This is a genomic window from Pseudomonas sp., from assembly GCF_030698175.1.
GTDB lineage: Bacteria > Pseudomonadota > Gammaproteobacteria > Pseudomonadales > Pseudomonadaceae > Aquipseudomonas.
Window position 1 is genome coordinate 150,796 of sequence record NZ_JAUYNT010000020.1, and the last position, 22,814, is coordinate 173,609.

Sequence of the window (22,814 nt, forward strand, 5' to 3'; positions counted from 1 at the left end):
TATTGCGCAGGAGCGATCAGGAAATCTCATACGCTGATTGTGGTTAATGCTGGCGGTTTGAGTCGCGTGCTTGAGAGGGAATATAAACAATAGAGCGACGGATGATTAAGCGGGAGGGCATTGTATTGCTGACAATAGCGGTGGTGAATTTTACTAATAAAAAAGGAGAGCCGAGGCTCTCCTTTGTACTAAGCAATAGTTACTTAGCAGGTGCAGCTTCAGGCGCTGGAGCCACTTCAGTAGCTGGGGCGGTGGCAGGAGCAGCCGGAGCTTCGGTTGCAGCTGGGGCGGCAGTAGGTGCTGCTTCTTTCTTGTCGCAGCCAGCAAACGCCAAGGTGCTGAGGATAAGGGCGGAAATAGCGATATTTTTAATTTGCATAATCGTTCTCTTTGCGTAAGTGAAGTGGACTAGTTATGACGCTAGTGTACTTGGCGATAAACGCACGCCAAAATTATAGGCCAAGTTAGACTGCATGCACAGTAGCAGTTAAATCTTTGGATTGCATTGTTTTTGTTTGGGGTTGGCGCACTTATAAAATTTATTGCTTGTGATAAAACTATCTCGAAGTGCTGTTGTCCATAGTCATTAATGATTTTTATATTGCTGCTGGATTCATACAATAAGTGCAATGCGCGATTTATTATCATTAATGCCCGCCGGCGATTGCGCTGTGCCGGTGTGGCCATTTACCGCAGCGCAGCGGCGTAGAGGATTGTCGTCTGTGTGTGCCCATCGCCTGGTTCGAGGGGTAGAATTGTCGCTCCTAACTCGGAGCAAGCCTGTGCTGACTCATCTTGATTCCCAAGGCCACGCCAATATGGTCGACGTCACCGACAAGTCGGCGACCTTTCGTGAGGCGGTGGCCGAAGCGCTCGTGCGTATGCGCCCCGAAACCTTGCAATTGATAGTGCAGGGCGGTCACCCCAAGGGCGATGTGTTCGCGGTGGCGCGGATAGCCGGCATTCAGGCGGCCAAAAAAACCTCCGATCTCATCCCGCTGTGCCACCCGCTGCTGCTGACCGGCGTTAAGGTTGAACTGGTCGCGCAGGGTTTGGATGCCGTGCGGATTACCGCCCGCTGCAAGTTGGCCGGGCAGACCGGTGTGGAAATGGAGGCCTTGACCGCCGCCAGCATCGCCGCCCTGACTATTTATGATATGTGCAAGGCGGTTGATCGCGGCATGGTCATTGAGTCGATACGGTTGCTGGAAAAGCTCGGCGGCAAGAGCGGCCACTATCAACTGGATACCAGCAGCGAGTTGATGACCAACAGCGCGGAGGCAGAATAATGATTCAGGTGCAGTATTTTGCCCGCTACCGCGAGGCGTTGGGGATTGACGGTGAGCAGTTGAGTTGGGTCAGCGAGCTGGCCACGCTGGATGATGTGCGGCTGTTATTGCTGGCTCGTGGTGGCGTCTGGGCCTTGTTGGCCGAGCAAAATCTGATGTGTGCACGCAACCAGGAGCTTTGCAGCCTGAGCGAGCCGCTGACAGATGGTGACGAAGTGGCGTTTTTCCCCACTGTCACTGGAGGTTAAGACGATGCGCATTCGCGTACAGGTTGAGGCGTTCGATCCAGGCGCCGAGTTGAATGCGTTGCACGCGGCGAATGTCGGGATTGGCGCAGCGCTGGGCTTTGTCGGCTACGTTCGCGACTTTAACGAGGGGCGAGAAGTGGCCGGAATGTTTCTTGAACATTATCCCGGTATGACTGAAAAGGCCCTGGCGAAAATCGCCGCCGAGGCCGAACAGCGTTGGCCGTTGCTGCGTTTGGAGATTTTGCACCGGATTGGCCAATTGCAGCCGGGCGAGCCGATAGTTTTTGTCGGCACCGCCAGCGCCCACCGCCAGGCCGCGTTCGATGCCTGCAACTTCGTGATGGACTACCTGAAAACCCGAGCGCCGTTCTGGAAGCAAGAGCAAGGCGGCGATGGCCCGCGTTGGGTTGAGGGGCGCTGTAGCGACAAAGATGCCGCCCAGCGCTGGGACAAACCGTAGGGTGGGTTAGCGGCTCTACGCAGATGCAAAACCCACCGGGCAGTCCGTGCGCCGCGTAACCCACCACGCTGATTCGGGTGGATGGGTGAAGGTCATCCACCCGAGTCCTGGTCAGTGCTTGCGTGGCACCGCGATCAGCAGTTCAGTCGGCGGTTGTTCGCAGTTGATCTTGTGCCCCAGTAGTGCCTCGATCGGCGGCAGGGCATAGGCATCGTCCTCACCGGCGAAGCTGATCGAGGTGCCGCTGGCGCCGGCACGGCCGGTGCGACCGATGCGGTGCACATAGTCGTCGGGGGTCTCGGGCAGGGTGAAGTTGATCACGTGGCTGATGCCGTCAACGTGAATGCCCCGCCCGGCCACGTCGGTGGCGACCATCACACAAATCCGCCCTTCGCGGAAATCTTCCAACGCCTTGATGCGCTTGTGCTGCGGCACGTCGCCAGACATCTGCACGGCGCTGATGCCGTCGCGAGTCAGGCGCTCTTCGATGCGCCGCACTTCGTCTTTGCGGTTGGCGAACACCATCACCCGCGTCCAGTTGTTCTGTTTGATCAGGTTGTAGAGCAGCTTGTACTTGTCGCTGCCGGCCACGGCATACACATGCTGCTCAACACTGGCGTTGGCCAGGCCAGTGGCTTCGATCTCGACTATGGCCGGGTCGGTGGTCCATTGTTTGGCCAGGCTCATCACCTCTTCGGTGAAGGTGGCGGAGAACAGCAGGGTCTGCCGCTCATCCTTGTTCGGAGTCTGGCGGATGATCTGCCGTACCTGCGGGATAAAGCCCATGTCGAGCATGCGGTCGGCCTCGTCGAGGACCATCACCTCAACCATGTCCAGGTGCACTTCGCCGCGCTGGTTGAAGTCGAGCAGGCGACCTGGAGTTGCCACCAGAATGTCGCAAAAGCACGACTCGAGGCGCTTGAGTTGCTTGTCGAAATCCATCCCGCCGACAAAGGACATCACATTCAGACCGGTGTATTTGGTCAGGTTGGCGGCATCGCTGGCAATTTGCACCACCAGCTCGCGAGTTGGCGCGATGATCAATGCCCGTGGCTCGCCCATGTAACGCTCTTTCGGCGGTGGGGTATTGAGCAACTGGGTAATGATCGAGACCAGGAACGCGGCGGTTTTACCGGTGCCGGTTTGGGCCCGGCCGATGGCGTCTTTGCCGGCCAGGGTGTAGCCCAACACCTGGGCTTGAATCGGCGTGCAGTAAGGGAAGCCGAGGTCTTGAATGGCATGCATCAACTCGGGGGCCAGCTTGAAGTCGTGAAAGCGGGTCTTGCCCTCGGCCGGCTCAACCACAAAATCCTCAAGCTTCCAGGTGTCGATGACTTTGATCGGGCGTTCACGGCGCGGATTGGCCGGTTTGGCCGGCGCGCTGGCGTTGCTCAGATGCTGCTCTGCGCTGCTCTCGACGGCGCTGGCGCTGGACGCTGCAGTTGCGCGGGGTTTACGTGGGCGGCTGGGCTGTGGCTCACGGGCCGCCTGGGCAATCACCGGAGAAGTTGGCGCAACAACTGCAGCTGGCAGTGGAGTTGGGCCTTTGCCAAAGATTTTCTTGAGTGCTTTGAGCAAGGTGATCTCATCAATTGATTAAGGAATGAACGCCTGCAGTGTAAAGCAAGATGCTTGCGCGGCGAAGTGCCACACCAGCGTGGATTGGCTGGCGGCGCTGCAGCGAGTTGGTCGGCGTGAAGTATTGAGCGGTGAGCGCGATTAAGCGTCGAGCTGCTGTTCAGCGAGGTTGGGCGGGCTTGCTGTTGGTACGGAATAACTGCGAGGGTTTAGCGGTGGGCACGCTTGGGGCGTTCGGCGGATTGCCGCGCCCCGGCGCTGTAGAGCTTAGGCCTGGTTGCTTGGCTCGGCGCTGTCGTCGGCGGCAGTCTCGGCAGTTGCATCGGCATCCGCGTCAGTGCTGCTTTCAAGGTCGTCAGCGGGCAATTGCTCACCATCGGGATTGGCTTTGCGCAGGCGCTTTTCGGCCATTTTTTCTTCTTGCTTCTTCTTCTTGGCGATTTCTTTCTGGCGTTTTTCGAACGAGTAATTGGGCTTGGCCATGTTTAATCCTGCTGTGTGTATTCAAGGTGTATTCAAGGGGCGAGGCACAAGCTTGGGCATAAACGGCAAAGCCTGCGCTAAAGTCGCCAGTATGCCCTGTTCTTGGTGGCGACGGGTTACTCCGGCAGATTCGCCAGCAGCAGTCGCAGCACATTGCCGCCCATGATAGCGGCAATCTCTTGCTGGTTAAAACCAGCTTTGAGCAGGCCTTCGGTCAGCTGGGCAAGGCCGGTGACGTCAAAGGGCGCATGGATGCTGCCGTCAAAATCGGAACCCAGGCCAACATGCTCGACACCAATCTTATCGCTGGTATAGCGAATGGCCCGAACTATGGCGGCCACCGAGGTGTCGCAGACTGCAGTGTCCCAATAACCGATGCCAATCACCCCGCCGGTGGCGGCAATCCGCTGCAAGTGGGCGTCACTTAAATTACGGGTGCCGGGGCAGGTGCCTTCCACGCCCGTGTGGGAGACCAGCAGCGGGCGGGTGGCCATGGCCAGTACGTCGTCAATCAAGGGCCGCGAGGCATGGGCCAGGTCGATCAATATGTGTTTTTCTTCCAGACGCTGGATCACCTGGCGACCAAAGGGGGTGAGCCCGCCCTTGTTGATGCCATGGGCGGAGCCGCCGACTTCGTTATCAAAAAAATGCGTCAGTCCGGTAATGCGAAAGCCGGCGTCGTAGAGCCGGTCGATGTTGCCCAGTTGGCCTTCCAGTGGGTGCAGGCCTTCGGTGGCCAGCACTGCGGCCAAGCGCTCGGGTTGTTGCTGGCGTTCAACGATGAAGCGCTCCAGCTCTGATTTGCGTTGAATCAGCAGCAGTTTGCCGTCACTGGCGGCCACCGCCTGGTGCAGCTTTTCACTCTGGTAGAGCGCCCGCTCCAGCAGGCTGGTCCAGGTTTTGCGCGGCCAGCGCTGGGCCATCACCAGCAGGGTAATGTTGTCGCTGTCGGCGCCGTTGCGCTCGTAATTAAGCCCGCGCGGGGTTTTGGTCACTGTGGAGAACACTTGCAAGGCGACGTTAGCTTGCAGCAGACGCGGCAGATCGGAGTGGCCGTAGTCGAGGCGTTTAAGCAGATCACGTTGCCAGAGCAGGGCATCGTCGTGCATGTCGGCGATAAACAGGCTGTTATGCAACGCTTGCGCCACGCTGCTGGCCGGGTAGGGCGCCGGGCTGGCGGCGCTGTTCATGTGCCAGTCGAGCACTTTCGGCAAGCTGAAAAAGATCGTGGCGCCAAGCAGCAGTAGAGCACTCAGGCTGAGGACGATTTTACGCATGGGAGTGGCTCCGATTATTCTTATGTCGGGCACTCTAACAGGCCGTTGAAAAACTACCTACGTTGCCGATACCGCGTTAAAAACAGGCTCACAGCCACAGGCTGAACGCGCTTTAGCGCGGCCCCGAAGGGGTGAGCAACGCGAATCAAATGCTCATTTACAGCACGTAAACTCCGCTTTTGACTCGCTGTGCTCGCCCTGCGGGCCAGCCTGCGGCTGTTACTGCGCTTCGCTACGTTGCGCCTGTTTTGACTGCGCTTCGCTTGCCCTACGGGCCAACCTTCGGTTGTTACTCGGCTGCGTTGCGTCTTGTCTCGGTTGCCTCGCCTACATTTTTCAACGGCCTGTTAAGCGCAACCGGTTAGCCGCGCAAACTTAGCCGCATAGGCAGTTGCGGCCTTGTTGTTTGGCCTGATAGAGCGCGCTATCGGCGCGTGCGATGAGGTTTTCCAGGCTGTCGCGCGGGTGCAGTTGGGCCAGGCCGATCGATACTGTGACGCCCGGCAGCGGGCCAATCGGTGAGTAAAACGCAGGAATTTGTTGCAGGCTTTCGCGCAAGCGCTGGCCAATGCGGCGGCCTTCGTCGGTGGCAATGTCAGGCAGCAGAATTACAAACTCCTCACCGCCATAACGGATCATGCTGTCTTTGGGGCGCAGTTGGTTACGCAGCGTATGGGCAACCAGACTCAAGGCGTAGTCGCCGGCCAGATGGCCGTGTTGGTCGTTGTAGTTTTTGAACCGGTCAACATCTAACATCAGCATCGACAGGGGGTGTTCATTGAAGGCGCAGCGGGTGCTTTCACGCTCAAATACATGCTCCAGCCAGCGGCGGTTGTAGCAGCCGGTGAGGGTGTCGAGATTGGCGTGCTGTTCGCTGTCGAGAATGCTTTGGTTGCCTTGGCGTACGCGCTGGCAGAGCAACTCCAAGAGGTTCTGCGTCAGTTGCGGTGAGCAGCTAAGCAGGCTGCTCAGGGTTTTGCGTGGCAGACGCAGCACCCGTGCTCGACTCATGGCCAGTACATAGGCAGAGGGTGTCTGGTTGTCGATAAAGCTGACTTCGCCGGCGCAATCTCCGGGCTCCAGGGTGCTGACTGGGTGGTTGTCGAGCGAGCCGAGGTAGACCTTGAGTTGGCCTTCAAGCAGTAAGTACAGGTATTGGTTGCGTTTAAAGGGCGAGAGCAGAATCTCGCCGGGCTGGTATTCGCAGAGTCGAAAGCTTTTCAGCAGCTGACTCAGGCTGCTGACGGCAACATTCTGGAACAACCGCAGCTGCATAACCTGTTGCAGGTCGGGCTGCTGCTGCATGGCTCTCATCGGGTTGGCGACGTGCGCGGGCGACTAAAAAGCACGGGCATAGCAAACTTCCCTGTCTATGGGGTATTTGCGCTGACCATAGTTGCGAGTTCGGTATATGACAAATTCGCGTATGGGCTAATCCGACCGATGGTCAAGTTTGGACTTGCCAGTCATGCCGCGCCGCGGGCGGCTGTTGGGCGGCGCAGCATGAGCGCTTCAGCGTAATACAGTGGCCAGCCAGGTGCCGATGTCTTGGATTTCTTCGCTCAGCACTTCATGGCTCATCGGGTAGTCCTGCCAGGTGACCGGCACGCCTTGGCTGAGTAAATAATCGTGGGCGGAGCGGCCCATGGCGGGCAGCACCACATCATCGAAACGGCCATGCAGGCAATACACCGGCAGTTGTTTTTTATCGGCCGGCAGTTGCAGCTCTTCGCTGAAGGTCGGTGCATAGGTCGACAGCGCCAATACCCCGCCGAGTGGCCCGGTCCAGCGCAGAAACGCGGTGTGCAGTACCACTGCGCCGCCTTGGGAGAAACCGGCGAGAATGATCCGTGCCGGATTGATGCCGCTGTCGCGTTGCGCCTCGATCAGTTGGATGATTTGCTGGGTTGAGGCTTCCAGTTGCTCGCGATTGATTGCCCGTGCCGGGCTCATGGCCAGGATGTCGTACCAGCTGGGCATGGCGTAGCCGCCATTGATGGTCACAGCACGGGTCGGCGCTTGCGGCAAGACAAAGCGGGTGCTCGGCAACCGTTGCTGTAAGGCCTCGGCCACCGGCATAAAGTCGTAACGGTCGGCGCCCAAGCCGTGCAGCCAAATGACGCAGGCATCGGCGGCGTGTGTGGGCTGAAGTATCAGTGGTTCGTGCATGAGCGGTTCCAGTGGGGTGCGAGCGCCCTCAGACCGGGCGTGGATTCGCCGCGGGCTTGGCGAGTCTGTGAAGAAACTGTCGCAAGGTTACAAGTTTTGCTCTTGACCTGCCGGAATGTTGCTTTCTTGGATGGGTTGGTGCGGATCTTGCTGTTTCTCGCTGCCTGATCGCAAAACCCAGCGGCGGTAACACTGCGATTTTTTGGGCGCTGCCACAGGCAAAAAAAACCGACGCAAGCTTCCTCTGTAGATTCGTCAAGCGTCCTAGGTTGGCGCGCAAGCGAACGAGATGATCTCTCTGCAATCCATTTAACCAATGGGCGAGGGTGAAGTTTTGGCTGAGAGGACTTTCGCCAACTAGACTCACTCCTTAGGTCTGCACCCCGGTTGACTCTGCTGCTATCGAGCGGGTTGAGCGTGCCTCATAAGGGTACGGCGGTAGGGCCGAGACTCCAAACACAACAACAACGACTGGAGGTTTTACTAATGAAGATGATGAAATCCACCCTGGCTGTGCTGACCGCGGCAGCGGTGCTCGGCGTCAGCAGCTTCGCTCAGGCAGGCGCAACCCTGGATGCGGTGAAGAAAAAAGGCTTCGTGCAGTGCGGTATTAGTGATGGCTTGCCGGGTTTCTCCTACGCTGACGCCAAGGGCAACTACCTGGGCATCGACGTGGATGTTTGTCGTGCGGTGGCCGCCGCAGTGTTCGGCGATGCCAGCAAGGTCAAGTTCAGCCCGCTGACGGCCAAGGAGCGCTTCACGGCGTTGCAGTCTGGTGAAGTCGACATTCTATCGCGCAACAGCACCTGGACCAGCTCGCGTGATGCGGCCATGGGTCTGAGCTTTACTGGCGTGACCTATTACGACGGCCAAGGTTTCCTGGTGAACAAAAAACTGGGTGTCTCCAGTGCCAAGGAACTCGATGGCGCCACCGTCTGCATTCAGGCCGGCACCACCACCGAACTGAACCTCTCCGACTACTTTCGCGCCAATGGCCTGAAGTACACCCCCATCACCTACGATACTTCCGATGAGAGCGCCAAATCGGTGGAAGCCGGTCGTTGCGACGTGCTGACCTCCGACCAATCGCAACTCTATGCGCAGCGCATCAAGCTGGCCGCGCCGGATCAGTACGTGGTGCTGCCGGAAGTGATCTCCAAAGAGCCGCTGGGCCCGGCGGTGCGTCAGGGTGATGATGAGTGGTTCAAAATCGTGCGTTGGACGCTGTTCGCTCAATTAAACGCCGAAGAGCTGGGCATCACCTCGAAGAACGTCGTGGACATGGCCAAAACCACTAAGAACCCGGATATCGCCCGCCTGCTCGGCACTGAGGGTGAGTTTGGCAAGGATCTGAAGCTGCCGAAAGATTGGGCAGTACAGATCGTCAAACAAGTCGGTAACTACGCGGAAATCTTCGATCGCAACGTCGGTGCCGGCAGCGACCTGAAGATCGAACGTGGCATCAATGCTCTGTGGAACAAAGGTGGTCTGCAATACGCACCGCCGGTGCGCTGACCATCTGCGGCGGCGCTGCGGTTCTGCAGCGTCGCTTGTTCTTGATTCCGTGAACCCTGCGCCCGCACTTGCGGGCGTGGGGCTTCCAAGAGGGCTGTTATGCAAACTACTGCTAATGTCCCGCGTCCTCGGGGTTCGGTGTGGACCGATCCGCAAGTCCGCGCGTGGCTATTCCAGATTCTTACCGTTATCGCCGTCGTGGCGTTCGGCTGGTACCTGTTCAACAACACGCAACAAAACCTGGCCGCACGAGGGATTATTTCCGGTTTTGACTTCCTGAATAACAGTGCCGGTTTCGGTATTGCGCAACACCTGATCAGCTACACGGAAAGCGATACCTACGCCCGGGTGTTCGTCATCGGTTTGTTCAACACCTTGCTGGTGTCGGTCATCGGCATCGTCTGTGCGACCATTCTCGGCTTTATCATTGGCATCGCGCGGCTGTCGTCGAACTGGCTGATCAGTACGCTCGCCACGGTCTATATCGAGACCTTTCGCAATATTCCACCGCTGCTACAGATCTTCTTCTGGTATTTCGCGGTGATGCTGCCCCTGCCGGGGCCGCGGCAGAGCATAAGCTTGGGCGACAGCGTGTTCCTCAGCAACCGCGGCTTGAACATGCCGTCACCGACGGTTGCCGAGGGGCTTTGGCCGTTCTTGCTGGCTCTCGCGCTCGCGGTGGTCGCGGTCATTTTCCTGGTTCGCTGGGGCAAGGTGCGGCGCGAAGAGCGGGGTGCGGGCTTCCCGGTTCTGTGGATCAGCCTGGCGCTGCTGAGCGTGATTCCGGGGTTGAGCGTTTTAGCCTTCGGTGACCCGTTCCACTGGACCGTTCCGGTGTTGCAAGGTTTCAACTTCCGCGGCGGTTGGGTGATGATTCCCGAGTTGATGGCGCTGCTGCTGGCGCTGACGATCTACACCGCCGCCTTTATTGCCGAGATCGTGCGTTCCGGTATTCAGTCGGTCAGCCATGGCCAGACCGAAGCCGCACGCTCCCTGGGGCTGCGACCCGGCTCGACGTTGCGCTTGGTGATAGTCCCGCAAGCACTGCGGGTGATCATTCCGCCGTTGACCAGCCAGTACCTGAACTTGGCCAAGAACTCCTCGCTGGCCGCCGGTATCGGTTACCCGGACATGGTGTCGCTGTTTGCCGGCACGGTGCTCAACCAGACCGGACAGGCGATCGAGGTGATTGCCATTACCATGAGTGTGTACCTGGCTATCAGCATCAGCATTTCAATGGTGATGAACTGGTACAACAAGCGCATGGCGCTGGTGGAGAGATAGGCGCATGACAACCCATACCTTTCAACCGGATTTACCGCCGCCACGCTTGAGTGTCGGCGTACTTGGCTGGGTACGCGCCCATCTGCTCTCCAGTTGGTTCAACACCCTGCTGACGCTCTTGGCCATCTACCTGGTTTGGCTGATCGTCCCGCCACTGCTGCAGTGGGCGTTTATCCAAGCCGACTGGAGCGGCACCACCCGCGCCGACTGCACCGGCGAGGGCGCCTGCTGGGTGTTTATCCAGCAGCGTTTCGGCCAGTTCATGTACGGTTTCTACCCCTCCGAGCTGCGTTGGCGCGTTGATCTCAGCGCTTGGCTGGCAATCCTCGGCGCGGCGCCGCTGTTTATCCCGGCGATGCCGCGCAAAGCTGTCTATGGGCTGTGCTTCCTGGTCATATATCCGCTGCTGGCCTACTGGCTGTTGCACGGCGGCTTCTTTGGCCTGAGCACGGTAGAGACCAGCCAATGGGGCGGGCTGATGCTGACCCTGGTGATTGCCACCGTGGGCATCGCCGGGGCATTGCCGCTGGGCATCTTGCTGGCACTTGGACGGCGTTCGGACATGCCGGCGATCCGCGTGCTGTGCGTCACCTTCATCGAGTTCTGGCGCGGTGTGCCGTTGATCACCGTGCTGTTTATGTCCTCGGTGATGCTGCCGTTGTTTCTCCCGGAGGGCTTGAGCTTCGACAAGCTGATGCGCGCACTGATTGGTGTGATCCTGTTCCAGTCGGCGTATGTCGCGGAGGTGGTGCGTGGTGGCATGCAAGCGATTCCCAAGGGGCAGTACGAAGCCGCTGCCGCCATCGGCCTGGGCTACTGGCGGATGATGGGTCTGGTGATTTTGCCGCAGGCGCTCAAGCTGGTGATTCCGGGCATCGTCAACACCTTTATCGCCCTGTTCAAGGACACTAGTCTGGTGATCATCATCGGTCTGTTCGACCTGTTGAACAGCATCAAACAGGCCACCACCGACCCCGCCTGGCTGGGCATGGCCACCGAGGGCTATGTGTTCGCCGCCCTGGTTTTTTGGATCTTCTGTTTCGGTATGTCCCGCTACTCCATGCATTTGGAGCGTAAGTTGGACCGAGGCCACAAGCGTTAGGAGTTAACCCATGAGTGAAGCGATCAAACAGCCGGCCAGCGCGGTGCCGGGCATGATTCAAATGCAGGGCGTACACAAGTGGTACGGCCAGTTCCACGTGCTGAAAGACATCAACCTGAATGTGCAGTCGGGTGAGCGCATCGTGCTCTGCGGCCCGTCCGGTTCGGGCAAGTCCACCACCATTCGCTGCCTCAACCGCCTGGAAGAACACCAGCAGGGGCGCATCGTGGTGAATGGCACCGAACTGACCGGCGACCTCAAACACATCGAGGCGATCCGCAGCGAAGTGGGCATGGTCTTCCAGCACTTCAATCTGTTCCCGCACCTCACTGTGCTGCAAAACTGCACCCTGTCGCCCATGTGGGTGCGCAAGATGCCCAAGCGCAAGGCCGAAGAAATTGCCATGCACTTTCTTGAACGGGTGAAAATTCCGGAGCAGGCCCTCAAGTACCCGGGGCAACTCTCCGGCGGTCAGCAGCAGCGTGTAGCCATCGCCCGGGCGCTGTGCATGCAGCCGAAGATCATGCTGTTCGATGAACCGACCTCGGCCCTCGACCCGGAAATGGTCAAGGAGGTGCTGGACACCATGGTCAGTCTGGCTCAGGACGGCATGACTATGCTCTGCGTGACCCACGAGATGGGCTTTGCCCGCACCGTGGCGAACCGGGTGATCTTTATGGACAAGGGCGAGATCATCGAAGAGGCGCCGCCTCACGAGTTCTTCGACAGCCCGCAGAACGAGCGGACCAAGCTGTTCCTCAGTCAGATCCTGCACTGAGGAGCGCTGGGTTGAAAAAGCGAGCCAAAACAGGCTAATGCCGATCAGTTAAACCCTATCGCTTGACCTTTGGCCGCAACAAATCAAAATCCGATGCCTGTACTGGTATCGGATTTTTTTATGCGTCTCGCTCGGGCACTGGAGCTGACTCACAACATCGCCTCCACCCAGCTCCATTAGTGGGCTGGATTTATTGCTTGATCCCGCTTTGGTCGAGCAGGCGCTGGAGCACGCTGGCGTAGCGACTTTGCGCAAGCCGTTTGTGCGGCGCTGATGCGCAGTCGTTGCAGTCAGCTTTGCCGCTAACGGCGCGCTTACGTCAACAGAACCTAGCAGCCTGTCGGATTTGACCGTTCGTAGCGAGGGAAAGGCCGGTTTGAGGCAGTTTTTGCGTTCTTTTGAGGCGAATAGTCATTCTATTCAACGAGAAAGAGCGCAGAAAATGACCAAGTCCGGCTTTTCCGCAGTAGAACAGCGTTAAGTCCGACAGGCTGCTAGGCTGCCGGCTTAGCTATTGGTCTGTTCAAAACAGCCGGCGGCGCGATTTTTTTGTACCTTACCGGCCTCGAAAATTCGTCCGCTCATGGCGATATACACGCCGTCGCTCAAACATTGCAAAGCGCCTATGGCCACGCCGAGGTTGAACGGCGCGTCGGTGCTGCGCATGCGTGCGGGCTGCATGGCGCCGGTAAAGAGGATCACCTTGCCAGGGATGTCTTTCAGCACGTCAGCGGTCAAGGTCATGGTGTCGGTGCCGTGGATGATGACTATGTGCCGGGCCGGGCAGGCGGCGACTTTGGCGCGGATCAGCTGGCGGTCTTCGTCGGTCAGCTCCAGGCTGTCTTTTTTCAGCAGGCTCTCAAGCTTGAAGGCAAAGGTTACCGCGGCTTCACGGAGAATCTCGCCGGCCATCGGCTCGCCGATCTGAAAGTCCGACAGGGCGTCGTAATAGACCTTGTCGAAGGTGCCGCCAGTGGTAAATAGCTGAATATTCATGAAGGGTTGTCCTGATGCCAATAGGGTCGGCGCTGGGCCGTAGCTTGGATTATCTCTGTTAAGCTGCGCCGCGCCAAATTACCTGGTTTTAGCGATGCCAAAACTCCCCGTCGTGGTCCCTAATGTCAGTTGCGAGCCTGTGCCAGCCGCGACCAAACCCTGGTTTGTGTACCTGGTGCGCGCGGTCAATGGCGCCCTGTATTGCGGCATCAGTGACGACCCGCAGCGGCGTTTTGCGCAGCATCAAAACGGCAAGGGCGCACGGTTTTTTTACTCAAGCCCGGCGCAGGCCTTGGTCTACGTGGAGGCCTGCGCCGACAAAGCTGCCGCGCTGCGCGAAGAGCGCGGCATCAAGCAGCTGAAGAAGTCCGCTAAGGAAGCGCTGGTGGCCAGCTACCGCCTTATCGAGGGCGCTGATGCTCAGTCATCAGCGCCGATGTCGGGTTACCCACGCGGCTAGGCCGCACCGACGGACGGGGGTAAGCTCGGGGCTGAATTGAGCAACCATCGCGGAGCCCGTTATGCATGATCTGATTTTGCACCATTACCCGAATTCGCCGTTTGCCGAGAAAGTCCGTCTGCTGCTGGGCTTTAAACAACTGTCCTGGCATTCGGTGCTGATCCCATCGGTGATGCCCAAGCCCGATCTGACGGCGCTGACCGGCGGCTACCGCAAGACTCCGGTGTTGCAAGTGGGCGCCGATATCTACTGTGATACCGCGCTTATCGCTCGGCGCTTGGAAGCCGAAAAAGCCACTCCGGCGCTATTCCCCGAAGGGCAGGAATTTAATGTCGCCAGCCTCGCGCAATGGGCCGACTCGGTGGTGTTTCAGCATGCGGTGAGCCTGGTGTTTCAGCCGGAATCCATGGCCCTGCGCTTTGGCAACTTGCCACCGGCGGCGATCAAGGGCTTTATGGCTGATCGTGCTGGGCTGTTCAGCGGCGGTACGGCCAGCCGTTTACCTTTGACCCAGGCCAAGCAGCAATGGCCAACCCTGATGGCTCGATTGCAGCAGCAATTGTCCCGCGAAGCCGGTGATTTTTTGTTTGGTGAGGCCTCGCTGGCGGACTTTGCCATGGCCCATTCGCTGTGGTTCCTCAGGGCCACGCCGGTCACCGCGCCATTGGTGGATGATTACCCGCTAGTGGCTGCCTGGCTGGACCGGGTGCTGGGTTTCGGCCATGGCTCAATGGTGCAGATGGAGTCTGCGGCGGCCATCGATATCGCTCGTCAGGCCACGCCGGCGGCTTTGCCGGATGAGCCGTTCAATGCAATTGAGGGCTTTGCGCTCGGTCAGCAGGTGGCGATTGCCGCGACCGATTACGGCGTCGATCCGGTGGTCGGCGAGCTGCTGTTTGCCGGCTCTGAGGAGTTGATAGTGCGCCGTGAAGACCCGCGTGCCGGCATTGTGCATGTGCACTTTCCACGCTTTGGTTTTAGTCTGACGGCGGTTTGATGCGGGCTTGATCTTTGCCGCGGGGCCCGCCTGGCGCGCTCCACGGCCTGTTAGCTTGGCTGCAGTCGCGCCAGTACGGCGGGCAGGCGCTTCGGCGCCTTGATCCGCAACTGTTTATTGACATTGAACCGACCAAATACCACTTCAATATCACCGGCCTCGACGGCAAACAACGGCGCCAGAAACGCCAGCATATGGTCGGTGGCCCGGCGCGGCCAGACGGCTAATCTCGCCGAGCCTGCCGCTTGTTCGTTGCAGTTGTGCTGATGCCTAGGTACGACACAAGCTGTGGCGGATGTTCAGCGTGCTGGCAGTTTGCCCATAGCGGCAGCCACTCGTCGTACGGCTGCCGATGCGACTGAAATCAGGCCATTCCTGACTAAACTACTCAACAGTTCTTGTTGTGTCGGTAATGCGGCGTCAAATATTTGTTTGTTGTGAATTGGAGCCGCCGAGCTTGTCGGTGCTCTGGAGGTCACATGGATGAAGGGCCCACGTTGTCATCCCGGTTCACTTGGTTGCCACTGCTGGTGGCCTTGCTGCTGTTTACTGGCTTAGGTGGCCTGGTTAGTTGGCAATGGTATGTGCTGCAAGCCAGTGATCGGCTGGGCAGCGAGCAGGACTTCGAGCTGGCGGTGGATGATATTGTTCAGCGCATCAGTGATCGGATGCGCGCCCACGAAGTGTTATTGCGCGGCATGGCGGGCTTGTTTGCCAACAGTACTGAGGTCTCGCGGCAGGCGGCCAGCCAGTTGCGACAGAGTTATCCCGACATCCAGGCGTTGGGTTGGGCGCGCTACCTGCCCCAGCAACAACTGCCGGTTTTTCTTGAGCGGCAACGGCAAGCGACGGGTACTGAGCTGCAAGTCTTCCCCCCAGGTATTCGCGATGATTACCTAATAGTCACCTATCTGGCCCCGGCCGCTGTGCCGAGTTTGAGCGTGCCAGGTTTCGCTATTCGCAGTGAGCCGCTGCGCCGTCAGGCAGTGGAGCAGGCTCATGACAGTGGTAGGGCGTTGCTGTGAACTCGGGCTGCGAGTTACTGCGGCCCGTGATGGGGTGGAGGCGCTGGCCTGTAGCCAGCAGGCGCGGTTTGCGCTGATCTTGATGGACATGGTCATGCCGAACATGGATGGCTACACCGCCACTCGTCTGCTTAAGCAAGAACATGGCTGTGTCGTTCCTATCATTGCTTTAACGGCCCATGCGATGAAGGGGGATCGGGAGAAATGCCTCGTCGCAGGCGCTGACGATTACCTGGCCAAACCGGTCGCTCGCCAAGAGCTGCTTAATCTACTCTATCGCTGGCTGAACAGTCCGGGAGGTGGCAGTCATGCCCCTGCAGAATGAAGCCGTACAGAATGCCCCAACCTTGCTGGTGGTGGATGACCGCGAGGAAAACCTGATTGCCATGCAGGCATTACTGGAAAACGGTGCCTGGCAGGTGCGCAGCGCGGGCTCCGGTGAGGCGGCGCTGCGTTGCCTGTTGGAGAATGACGTCGAGTTAGTGCTGCTGGATGTGCAGATGCCAGAGATGGACGGCTTCGAAGTCGCGCGTTTGATGCGCGGCAGTCCGCGCACCCGGTATACACCGATCATCTTTCTCTCGGCCATCGCGCAAACCCAGCATGCGTTGCTCAAGGGCTACGCCAGCGGGGCGGTGGACTTCATCCTTAAACCCTTTGATCCGCAGGTGTTGCGGCACAAAATTCGCTCCTTGTTGGTATACGAACAGAGCCGTCGTGAGCTGCAGAAGCTGAGTCTCGAACTAGAGCGGGCCAAGGCCTTCAACGCCTCGGTATTGGCCAATGCCGCCGAAGGCATCCTGGTGGTGGGCGAGGAAGGCTGCATCCAATTTGCCAATCCGGCGGTGGCGCAGATGCTGCGAGGCGAGGTAGCGGATCTGGAGGGCACGGCATTGCTGCCGTACTTGCAGCGCAAGGACTTGCCGCAACAGTGGCATGGCAGCGAGTTCTATCGTTATTGGCAGCGTGGCGAAACCCGCCGGGTTCACGATATTAGCCTGCGCACCTTTACCGGTGAGTTGCTGCCAGTGGCCTTGTCTTTTTCGCCCTTGTCGAACCTGCCGCGTTCGATGGTGGTGATGGTGCTGGATATGTCGGTGGAGCGCGCCCTGCATGCGCAGCTGGAGTCCCAGGCGATCACCGATCCGCTCACCGGGCTACTTAATCGCCGCGGCTTTCACCAGGCGCTGGAGTCGTTGTTGGCGCGGGTGGTGCGCAGCGGCAAGCGCATCGCCGTGCTGTACCTGGATCTGGACGGTTTCAAACGAATTAACGACTCCCTCGGGCATGTGGCTGGTGATCATGTGCTGCAGCATGTGGCCGAGCAGTTACGCACTGGGTTGCGTCCCTACGACATCTTGGCGCGGGTGGGCGGCGACGAATTTACCGTGCTACTTGACTCGCTGGATCAACCAGAATATGCCGCCAAGGTGGCCGAAAAGCTGATCGAGATGATCTCGGTACGTCACAGCATTGATGGCGTTGAGGTCACGCTGGGGGTCAGCATTGGGATTGCCAGTTTTCCCGAGTGTGGCCAAGATATTGAGGGCTTGCTGCGCGCCGCCGACATGGCGATGTATGAAGCCAAGCGCGCCGGGCGCCAGCAATACCGGTTCTTTTCGCCGGAAATGAATGGTCGCGCCCGCTCCCGGTTGATGCTTGAAGAAAGCCTGCGGCAGGCCATCGAACGGAACAACTTTGAGTTGGTCTATCAACCGCAAATCTATTTGGAAACGGGCCGACTGCGGGGGTTTGAAGCGCTGCTGCGCTGGCAGCATCCGACTAGTGGCACCGTGTCGCCGGCGGTGTTTATTCCCTTGCTGGAAGAAACCCGGCTGATCAATCGGGTTGGCAACTGGGTGTTTGAAACCGGCATCAGCCATTTCCTGGCCTGGCCGCTGAATTATCGTCAGCAGTTGGTGCTTAGTTTAAATGTCAGCCCGGTGCAGTTCAGCATGCCCAATCTGGTCGACGACTTACGGCGGATGCTCGAACAACGGCAAATGGCTCCGGCTCAGTTGGAAGTCGAGGTGACCGAAAGTGCACTGATGCAAAACCTCGATACCACCCGTGAGCAGTTGCGCCAGTTACGTCAGTTGGGCGTGCGGGTGGCGATTGATGACTTCGGCACCGGTTATTCCTCGTTGGCTTATTTGCGCCATTTTGAGCTGGATACCCTGAAGATTGATCGCCTGTTTATTAGCAACATGCTCGACTCCAGTCGCGATGCGGCCATCGTCAGCAGCATCATCGAACTGGGCCGCAACCTCGGTCTGGAGGTGATTGCCGAAGGGGTGGAAACCGTCGAGCAGTGCGACTGGCTGCGGGCTCACGGTTGTGCCTTGATGCAGGGTTTTCTGGTGGCACCTGGCTTGCCATTACAGCAGGCCGGGGGTTTTCCCTTGCAGCTCGACTGGAGTCGCTTGCCTTATCAAAGTTAGTCGCTGCTTGGCTGTCAGTGCGGGGCGATAGCGCTGGTATATACGCTGAACTCGCTGATTTTTGAATTTAATATAGGTGGGTGATTAAACTAGTGGGGCTGTGCGGGTGTTGGTGAGATCATGTGTTTGATAAGTGCAGGTTTAAAACATTTCCAGTTCGCCACTGTCCTCGTTAATCGGTTTTAAGTTGTCTAGATAAGTTGAGTCCATAATGTGTAATAAGCTTTTATCTTTGAGGATGGCGATCATTGGAAACAATAAATTTAAATTGCTTTGTTGGTTGTGTAAGTTGCTGTTGGCTTTTTGCATTGAACTTAAGTTGAGTCCTTCCATGCCGATAATGTCGTCAACCAGAATTGCCAGCTGACGGGTCGTTCCAGTTTGGAAGGTTATTATATTGTGCACACCAGTTTCAGTGGCGGGCTGCATCTGGGCGCGCTTGCGCAGGTCAATCACCGGCAAGGTCTGATTGGCCAGTGAGGTGATACCGGCGTAAATATCGTCTTGATTTGAAACTTGAATTATTTTTAATTTTTGCCGATAGACATTAAGTATGTCGTGGCAGTCGATGCCAATCTTGATTTTGCCAATTAGAGCGATCAAATACTCTGTATTCATTAAAGTAACTGGCCTCGACGGTCTGATGCGACGCTGTTGCTTTCATAAAAGCTAGCATTTGCTTTGTATTTGTCAAGGTTGCTGAGCTTGCTAGTGGTTGATTATATGATCGGGGTCAATATTTGTGTGGCTGTTTTTTGCTAATTAAAGTTGACGATTGTTGGTTGTGTTAAATATTTCGAAAAAACATATGTAGCCAACTTGGCGCCGTTCAGTGCAATAGCTAACCAAGAGATCCGCTTTAAGTTGCCGCCAGGCTTAGTCGCTCAGCAGTGGCGGCATCGGGCAGTCGAGGGTGTCGGCGACGGCGCGCATCAGCTCGGCCTCGGCGGCGTTGATGCGGCCGTCGTGGGCGATGCAAATGGCCATGGCTTTGAGTAAGCGTGGTTTTTGCAATGGCAGCAGTTGGCTGAGGCGTTTGAGTGCGGCGTCCAGGCTTTTTAGCGCGGGGCTGCGGGCCGCCAAGGTCAGCGGTTCGAAGGGCAGGGCTGCACAGGCTTTGGCCAAGGCTTGGGCGGCAAACTTGGGGTCGTCATGGCCGGCGTGAGCCAGGGCCGAGAGCAACACGGCGGATTCTGCGGCCATCTCGCTTAACCGATACTGGCCATCGATGGGACGCGGGCCTTGCACACTGCGTTCGAGGATGCGAAACAGCGACCACTCCATCAGGTTCACCACCTGATCGGCCTGGGCCAGCAGCACCAAGTTCTTTTTCAGTTCAGTGAATTGTTGCCGGTCGAGCTGTTTAAGCGCCGGTATCGCCAGCTCAAGCAAGGGCAGGCGCAGGTCAGCATCCAGCCTGCTGAGCTCGCCCTGCAGCTGTTGCAACACCTGGGCGATGTCCGGGTTTAGTCGTGGCCGCAAGAGGTCCAGCTGCTTGCTCAGGTGCGGTTCTTCGCGACTGAGCAGCAAGCCATACACCAGCGCTTGGGCATCGAGGCTGTGGTGAGCGGCGGCTTTTAGCGGCTCGGCCAAGCGCTGCAAGCTGTTGCGGGCGGCGTTTAGGTGCGCCGCTTGCGGCTCGCCAATGTGTTCGATGGCGTGCTCGGCGGCTTGTGGCGAGTAGTTCGGCGCGGCGCTGAGTCCGCTTATTGCAGCGTCCCAATCGGCGCTCACCGGTGCCGCGGCGTCGGCGTTGTTGCCGTAGGCTTCGGCCGGCAGCACGACTTGCGGAAAACTGCCGTCCCAGCGCGGCTCGACGCGGCGGATGCGCTCCTCCAGTGGTGGATGGGTGGCCATTAGGCTGCCAAACGCCAGGCTGATGCCGGGGCCGAAATACATATGGCTAAATTCGGCGGCGTGGCTGGCTCGCAGCTGCGAGCCGCAAGCATAGCCGCCGATTTTCTTCAGCGCGCCGGCAATACTTTGATCGTTGCGGGTGAACTGCACGGCGGCGGCATCGGCAAGAAATTCGCGCTGGCGACTGACCGCTGCTTTGATCAAATTGCCAAAAAAAGTCCCGGCATATCCGAGCACCCAGAGTGCGCAGCCGATGGCTGAAAGTGCCACCCCGGAATTGTTCTTAACACTTGAGCTAATGCTTACGCGAGTGTGGCGATTGCTGTCGCTGTCGAGCAACTGCCCACCAATCAGACCCAGCAGCAAGATGCCATGCAGCACCGCCACCAAGCGGGTGTTCAGGCGCATGTCACCGTGGAAGATATGACTGAACTCGTGAGCGATCACCCCCTGTAACTCGTCGCGCGAGAGCAAGAAAATCGCCCCGCGGGTGATGCCGATCACCGCGTCTTGGGGTGTCAGGCCGGCGGCGAAGGCGTTGATGCCCGGATCGTCGAGCAGGTACACCGGCGGCACCGGGGTGCCGGAGGCAATCGCCATTTCTTCCACCACATTCAGTACCCGGCGCTCCTCTGGGCTTTGCGGTGCGAGGTTGATCAGCCGGCCGCCCAAACGCTCGGCCACAGCCTTGCCGCCTTTGCTCAACTGGGCACTCTTGTACAGGCTACCCAGCAACACCACGGCAATGACCGTCGCGGCGATGAGGCCGATCAGCGACCAATCGAGGCCGATGCGCGACTCGGCCGAATGCGCCGGCACCTCGCCAAACAGTTGCAACAGCAGCATCAGGGTCAGGCTGGTGAGTGTGACCAGGCAGATTACCGCCAATCCCAGCAGTAAAACTAAACGGCCGCTGTTGCGCTTGGCGCGGGCCTGATGCTCGAAGAAGTTCATCGCTAAACCCGCACTGACTAGCCTTAGAAGGACACTTTCGGCGCGGCTTGAATCGCGGCACTGTCGGCAAATTCCAGTGGGCTAGCATCCTTGCTGTGACCGAAGCTGGCGGCGAACAGCACCGCCGGGAAGCTTTGCTTGCTGGTGTTGTATTCCATCACAGCGTCATTGAAGGCCTGGCGGGCAAACGCCACCTTGTTCTCGGTGCTGCTCAGCTCTTCGGTGAGTTGCTGCATATTGGCCGAGGCTTTGAGGTCGGGGTAGGCTTCCATGGTCACATTCAAGCGGCCCATGGCGTTGTTCAGCAGCCCCTCGGCGCCGGCCAGTTTTGCCATGCTCTGGGCATCGCCCGGCTGCGCGGCGGCCGCTTGCAGGCCGCTGACCGCGCCATTGCGGGCGGCAATCACCGCCTCCAGGGTGTCGCGCTCATGGGCCAGATAGGCCTTGGCGGTTTCGACCAGATTGGGGATCAGGTCATAACGGCGCTTGAGCTGCACCTCGATCTGCGCGAAGGCATTTTGAAAGCGATTACGCAGGGTCACCAGCTGGTTGTAAATGCTGATGATGTAGAACACCAGGGCGGCGATAAGCGCGAGGGTGACAATGCTGGAGATGGACATCGGGACTTCCTTATCTGAAGTAATGGGCCGGCTAGTAGGGTGGGTTAGGCGCATGAGCACGGGCTATCTGCCGATGCTTATTCAGTTGCGCCGTAACCCACCAGATGGGATCGGCGATCACCGCTTGGTGGGTTACGTGGCGCACACATTGCGCAGTCGATGCTCTGTCCCGTTCTGCGCCACTAACCCACCCTACAAAAGCGGCGTGCAACACGTAACTGGCACGGAGCCTTAAGGTAGCCGGTTGTCGAGGGAATAAAAACCGGCGAGTTAATCTTTACGGCGCTTGAGTTGGTCGCGCAGCTGGGTCGGCAGTTGGCGGATGATCAGCATGTCGCGGGCCTCGTCGAATTCGATTTTCGAGCCCAGCAGATGCGACTCGAAGCTGATCGACAGGCCCTCGCCGCGTCCGGTGAAACGCTGGAACTGCTGCAGGGTGCGTTTGTCCGCCGGGATTTCCGGCGACAGGCCGTAGTCCTTGTTGCGGATATGGTCGTAGAAGGCCTGCGGGCGTTGCTCGTCGATTAACCCAGACAATTCCTGCAAGCCCACCGGCTGACCGATTTTGCTCTGGCTGCTGGCATAGCTGACCAGCGTCTGGGTTTTCTCGCGGGCGGCTTCTTCCGGCAGGTCTTCGCTCTCGACGAAGTCGCTAAAGGCTTTGAGCAGAGTGCGGGTTTCGCCGGGACCGTCGACGCCTTCCTGGCAGCCGATAAAATCGCGGAAGTATTCCGAGACCTTCTTGCCATTTTTGCCCTTGATAAAGGAGATGTATTGCTTGGAATTGGCGTTGTTCTGCCACTCGGAGATGTTGATCCGCGCCGCCAGGTGCAGCTGGCTCAGGTCCAGGTGCTTGGCCGCCGTCACGTCCAGGGCGTCGGTCACCACCACGCCTTCGCTGTGGTGCAGCAGGGCGATCGACAGGTAGTCGGTCATGCCTTGTTGATAGTGGGCGAACAGCACATGGCCGCCGGTGGACAGGTTGGATTCTTCCATCAGCTTTTGCAGCTGCTCAACCGCCTGGCGGCTGAACTGGGTGAAGTCCTGGCCGCCCTCTAGATAAGTCTTCAGCCAGCCGCTGAATGGGTAGACGCTGGACTCTGGGTGAAACAGCCCCCAGGCCTTGCCCTGCTTGGCGTTGTAGTTGTCGTTGAGGTCGGCCAGCATATTCTCGATGGACTGCGATTCGGCCAGCTCGGTGCTGCGCGCATGCAGCACCGCCGGGGTGCCATCGGGTTTTTTCTCGATCAGGTGGACGATGCAATGGCGAATCGGCATGGG

General features: G+C 58.5%; 24 protein-coding genes. 13 read left to right on the forward strand and 11 right to left on the reverse strand.

The features are described 5' to 3' along the window. Positions 1–101: 101 nt before the first annotated feature. The 4 genes from Q8R10_RS10575 (at position 102) to moaE (ending at position 1,997) form a co-directional block, all read left to right on the forward strand. Complete coding sequence (locus Q8R10_RS10575) at positions 102–398, forward strand: hypothetical protein (protein WP_305653537.1); 297 nt, start codon at positions 102–104, stop codon at positions 396–398. A 384-nt stretch (positions 399–782) separates the two neighbouring features. After that, complete coding sequence (moaC, locus tag Q8R10_RS10580; protein WP_305653539.1) at positions 783–1,289, forward strand: cyclic pyranopterin monophosphate synthase MoaC; 507 nt, start codon at positions 783–785, stop codon at positions 1,287–1,289. After that, positions 1,289–1,537 carry a MoaD/ThiS family protein gene (locus Q8R10_RS10585; RefSeq protein ID WP_305653541.1) on the forward strand — a complete coding sequence of 83 codons (249 nt, stop codon included), beginning with the start codon at positions 1,289–1,291 and terminating at the stop codon, positions 1,535–1,537. The genes moaC and Q8R10_RS10585 overlap by 1 nt, the downstream gene beginning before the upstream one ends. Before the next feature lie 4 nt (positions 1,538–1,541). Further along, positions 1,542–1,997, forward strand: coding sequence for a molybdopterin synthase catalytic subunit MoaE (moaE, locus tag Q8R10_RS10590; RefSeq protein ID WP_305653542.1), 456 nt, complete (start codon positions 1,542–1,544; stop codon positions 1,995–1,997). A gap of 111 nt (positions 1,998–2,108) precedes the next feature. Here moaE and rhlB read toward each other — a convergent pair whose 3' ends face one another. From rhlB to Q8R10_RS10615, 5 genes are all read right to left on the reverse strand, one after another. Further along, complete coding sequence (rhlB, locus tag Q8R10_RS10595) at positions 2,109–3,497, reverse strand: ATP-dependent RNA helicase RhlB (protein ID WP_371133323.1); 1,389 nt, start codon at positions 3,495–3,497, stop codon at positions 2,109–2,111. 345 nt (positions 3,498–3,842) lie between these two features. Next, positions 3,843–4,058, reverse strand: a complete 216-nt coding sequence (locus tag Q8R10_RS10600) for a hypothetical protein (protein ID WP_305653545.1) — start codon at positions 4,056–4,058, stop codon at positions 3,843–3,845. Positions 4,059–4,174: 116 nt separating this feature from the next. After that, positions 4,175–5,335 carry a dipeptidase gene (locus Q8R10_RS10605; protein ID WP_305653547.1) on the reverse strand — a complete coding sequence of 387 codons (1,161 nt, stop codon included), beginning with the start codon at positions 5,333–5,335 and terminating at the stop codon, positions 4,175–4,177. Between the two features lie 375 nt (positions 5,336–5,710). After that, the gene (locus Q8R10_RS10610; protein WP_305653549.1) at positions 5,711–6,649 is read right to left on the reverse strand and encodes a GGDEF domain-containing protein; all 939 of its coding nucleotides are present in this window, start codon (positions 6,647–6,649) and stop codon (positions 5,711–5,713) included. A gap of 198 nt (positions 6,650–6,847) precedes the next feature. Next, positions 6,848–7,504, reverse strand: coding sequence for an alpha/beta hydrolase (locus Q8R10_RS10615; protein WP_305653551.1), 657 nt, complete (start codon positions 7,502–7,504; stop codon positions 6,848–6,850). Between the two features lie 486 nt (positions 7,505–7,990). Between Q8R10_RS10615 and Q8R10_RS10620 the strand changes: the two genes are divergently transcribed. The 4 genes from Q8R10_RS10620 to Q8R10_RS10635 all read left to right on the forward strand — a co-directional run bounded on the left by Q8R10_RS10620 (position 7,991) and on the right by Q8R10_RS10635 (position 12,183). Next, entirely contained in the window at positions 7,991–9,019 is a 1,029-nt protein-coding gene (locus Q8R10_RS10620; protein WP_305653553.1) for an amino acid ABC transporter substrate-binding protein, read from the forward strand. 99 nt (positions 9,020–9,118) lie between these two features. Then, a complete protein-coding gene (locus Q8R10_RS10625; RefSeq protein ID WP_305653555.1) occupies positions 9,119–10,303 on the forward strand; it encodes an amino acid ABC transporter permease in 1,185 nt (394 codons plus the stop codon). A gap of 4 nt (positions 10,304–10,307) precedes the next feature. Next, a complete protein-coding gene (locus Q8R10_RS10630; protein WP_305653557.1) occupies positions 10,308–11,405 on the forward strand; it encodes an amino acid ABC transporter permease in 1,098 nt (365 codons plus the stop codon). A 10-nt stretch (positions 11,406–11,415) separates the two neighbouring features. Next, the gene (locus Q8R10_RS10635) at positions 11,416–12,183 is read left to right on the forward strand and encodes an amino acid ABC transporter ATP-binding protein (RefSeq protein WP_305653559.1); all 768 of its coding nucleotides are present in this window, start codon (positions 11,416–11,418) and stop codon (positions 12,181–12,183) included. A 507-nt stretch (positions 12,184–12,690) separates the two neighbouring features. Here the strand turns inward: Q8R10_RS10635 and Q8R10_RS10640 are convergent. Next, positions 12,691–13,179 carry an asparaginase domain-containing protein gene (locus Q8R10_RS10640; protein WP_305653560.1) on the reverse strand — a complete coding sequence of 163 codons (489 nt, stop codon included), beginning with the start codon at positions 13,177–13,179 and terminating at the stop codon, positions 12,691–12,693. Positions 13,180–13,273: 94 nt separating this feature from the next. Between Q8R10_RS10640 and Q8R10_RS10645 the strand changes: the two genes are divergently transcribed. After that, positions 13,274–13,639, forward strand: a complete 366-nt coding sequence (locus Q8R10_RS10645; RefSeq protein WP_305653562.1) for a GIY-YIG nuclease family protein — start codon at positions 13,274–13,276, stop codon at positions 13,637–13,639. Positions 13,640–13,700: 61 nt separating this feature from the next. Continuing rightward, positions 13,701–14,636, forward strand: a complete 936-nt coding sequence (locus Q8R10_RS10650) for a glutathione S-transferase family protein (RefSeq protein WP_305653564.1) — start codon at positions 13,701–13,703, stop codon at positions 14,634–14,636. Between the two features lie 50 nt (positions 14,637–14,686). On the opposite strand, the gene Q8R10_RS10655 is transcribed toward Q8R10_RS10650, so the two are convergent. Beyond that, positions 14,687–14,830 carry a hypothetical protein gene (locus tag Q8R10_RS10655; RefSeq protein WP_305653566.1) on the reverse strand — a complete coding sequence of 48 codons (144 nt, stop codon included), beginning with the start codon at positions 14,828–14,830 and terminating at the stop codon, positions 14,687–14,689. Between the two features lie 285 nt (positions 14,831–15,115). Here Q8R10_RS10655 and Q8R10_RS10660 point away from each other — a divergent pair, with 285 nt between their 5' ends. The 3 genes from Q8R10_RS10660 to Q8R10_RS10670 are packed head-to-tail and all read left to right on the forward strand — an operon-like array spanning position 15,116 to position 18,102. Next, a complete protein-coding gene (locus Q8R10_RS10660; RefSeq protein WP_305653568.1) occupies positions 15,116–15,661 on the forward strand; it encodes a CHASE domain-containing protein in 546 nt (181 codons plus the stop codon). Continuing rightward, positions 15,636–15,986, forward strand: a complete 351-nt coding sequence (locus tag Q8R10_RS10665; RefSeq protein ID WP_305653570.1) for a response regulator — start codon at positions 15,636–15,638, stop codon at positions 15,984–15,986. The genes Q8R10_RS10660 and Q8R10_RS10665 overlap by 26 nt, the downstream gene beginning before the upstream one ends. After that, positions 15,970–18,102 carry a bifunctional diguanylate cyclase/phosphodiesterase gene (locus Q8R10_RS10670; protein ID WP_305653572.1) on the forward strand — a complete coding sequence of 711 codons (2,133 nt, stop codon included), beginning with the start codon at positions 15,970–15,972 and terminating at the stop codon, positions 18,100–18,102. The genes Q8R10_RS10665 and Q8R10_RS10670 overlap by 17 nt, the downstream gene beginning before the upstream one ends. A 141-nt stretch (positions 18,103–18,243) precedes the next feature. Here the strand turns inward: Q8R10_RS10670 and Q8R10_RS10675 are convergent, their stop codons facing one another. The 4 genes from Q8R10_RS10675 to yejK form a co-directional block, all read right to left on the reverse strand. Further along, a complete protein-coding gene (locus tag Q8R10_RS10675) occupies positions 18,244–18,720 on the reverse strand; it encodes a chemotaxis protein CheW (protein WP_305653574.1) in 477 nt (158 codons plus the stop codon). Positions 18,721–18,978: 258 nt separating this feature from the next. Continuing rightward, a complete protein-coding gene (locus Q8R10_RS10680; RefSeq protein ID WP_305653575.1) occupies positions 18,979–20,913 on the reverse strand; it encodes a M48 family metallopeptidase in 1,935 nt (644 codons plus the stop codon). Between the two features lie 23 nt (positions 20,914–20,936). Continuing rightward, positions 20,937–21,533 carry a LemA family protein gene (locus Q8R10_RS10685; protein WP_305653576.1) on the reverse strand — a complete coding sequence of 199 codons (597 nt, stop codon included), beginning with the start codon at positions 21,531–21,533 and terminating at the stop codon, positions 20,937–20,939. 270 nt (positions 21,534–21,803) lie between these two features. Continuing rightward, positions 21,804–22,811, reverse strand: coding sequence for a nucleoid-associated protein YejK (gene yejK, locus Q8R10_RS10690; RefSeq protein ID WP_305653578.1), 1,008 nt, complete (start codon positions 22,809–22,811; stop codon positions 21,804–21,806). Positions 22,812–22,814: the final 3 nt, after the last annotated feature.

What these genes read in the sequence shown, in the direction of transcription:
- Q8R10_RS10575 (WP_305653537.1), top strand. Translation starts at nt 102, where the DNA reads ATGATTAAGCGGGAGGGCATTGTATTGCTGACAATAGCGGTGGTGAAT.
- Q8R10_RS10585 (WP_305653541.1), top strand. Translation starts at nt 1,289, where the DNA reads ATGATTCAGGTGCAGTATTTTGCCCGCTACCGCGAGGCGTTGGGGATT.
- moaE (WP_305653542.1), top strand. Translation starts at nt 1,542, where the DNA reads ATGCGCATTCGCGTACAGGTTGAGGCGTTCGATCCAGGCGCCGAGTTG.
- Q8R10_RS10600 (WP_305653545.1), bottom strand. Translation starts at nt 4,058, where the DNA reads ATGGCCAAGCCCAATTACTCGTTCGAAAAACGCCAGAAAGAAATCGCC.
- Q8R10_RS10605 (WP_305653547.1), bottom strand. Translation starts at nt 5,335, where the DNA reads ATGCGTAAAATCGTCCTCAGCCTGAGTGCTCTACTGCTGCTTGGCGCC.
- Q8R10_RS10610 (WP_305653549.1), bottom strand. Translation starts at nt 6,649, where the DNA reads ATGAGAGCCATGCAGCAGCAGCCCGACCTGCAACAGGTTATGCAGCTG.
- Q8R10_RS10615 (WP_305653551.1), bottom strand. Translation starts at nt 7,504, where the DNA reads ATGCACGAACCACTGATACTTCAGCCCACACACGCCGCCGATGCCTGC.
- Q8R10_RS10620 (WP_305653553.1), top strand. Translation starts at nt 7,991, where the DNA reads ATGAAGATGATGAAATCCACCCTGGCTGTGCTGACCGCGGCAGCGGTG.
- Q8R10_RS10625 (WP_305653555.1), top strand. Translation starts at nt 9,119, where the DNA reads ATGCAAACTACTGCTAATGTCCCGCGTCCTCGGGGTTCGGTGTGGACC.
- Q8R10_RS10630 (WP_305653557.1), top strand. Translation starts at nt 10,308, where the DNA reads ATGACAACCCATACCTTTCAACCGGATTTACCGCCGCCACGCTTGAGT.
- Q8R10_RS10635 (WP_305653559.1), top strand. Translation starts at nt 11,416, where the DNA reads ATGAGTGAAGCGATCAAACAGCCGGCCAGCGCGGTGCCGGGCATGATT.
- Q8R10_RS10640 (WP_305653560.1), bottom strand. Translation starts at nt 13,179, where the DNA reads ATGAATATTCAGCTATTTACCACTGGCGGCACCTTCGACAAGGTCTAT.
- Q8R10_RS10645 (WP_305653562.1), top strand. Translation starts at nt 13,274, where the DNA reads ATGCCAAAACTCCCCGTCGTGGTCCCTAATGTCAGTTGCGAGCCTGTG.
- Q8R10_RS10650 (WP_305653564.1), top strand. Translation starts at nt 13,701, where the DNA reads ATGCATGATCTGATTTTGCACCATTACCCGAATTCGCCGTTTGCCGAG.
- Q8R10_RS10655 (WP_305653566.1), bottom strand. Translation starts at nt 14,830, where the DNA reads ATGCTGGCGTTTCTGGCGCCGTTGTTTGCCGTCGAGGCCGGTGATATT.
- Q8R10_RS10660 (WP_305653568.1), top strand. Translation starts at nt 15,116, where the DNA reads ATGGATGAAGGGCCCACGTTGTCATCCCGGTTCACTTGGTTGCCACTG.
- Q8R10_RS10665 (WP_305653570.1), top strand. Translation starts at nt 15,636, where the DNA reads ATGACAGTGGTAGGGCGTTGCTGTGAACTCGGGCTGCGAGTTACTGCG.
- Q8R10_RS10670 (WP_305653572.1), top strand. Translation starts at nt 15,970, where the DNA reads ATGCCCCTGCAGAATGAAGCCGTACAGAATGCCCCAACCTTGCTGGTG.
- Q8R10_RS10675 (WP_305653574.1), bottom strand. Translation starts at nt 18,720, where the DNA reads ATGAATACAGAGTATTTGATCGCTCTAATTGGCAAAATCAAGATTGGC.
- Q8R10_RS10680 (WP_305653575.1), bottom strand. Translation starts at nt 20,913, where the DNA reads ATGAACTTCTTCGAGCATCAGGCCCGCGCCAAGCGCAACAGCGGCCGT.
- Q8R10_RS10685 (WP_305653576.1), bottom strand. Translation starts at nt 21,533, where the DNA reads ATGTCCATCTCCAGCATTGTCACCCTCGCGCTTATCGCCGCCCTGGTG.
- yejK (WP_305653578.1), bottom strand. Translation starts at nt 22,811, where the DNA reads ATGCCGATTCGCCATTGCATCGTCCACCTGATCGAGAAAAAACCCGAT.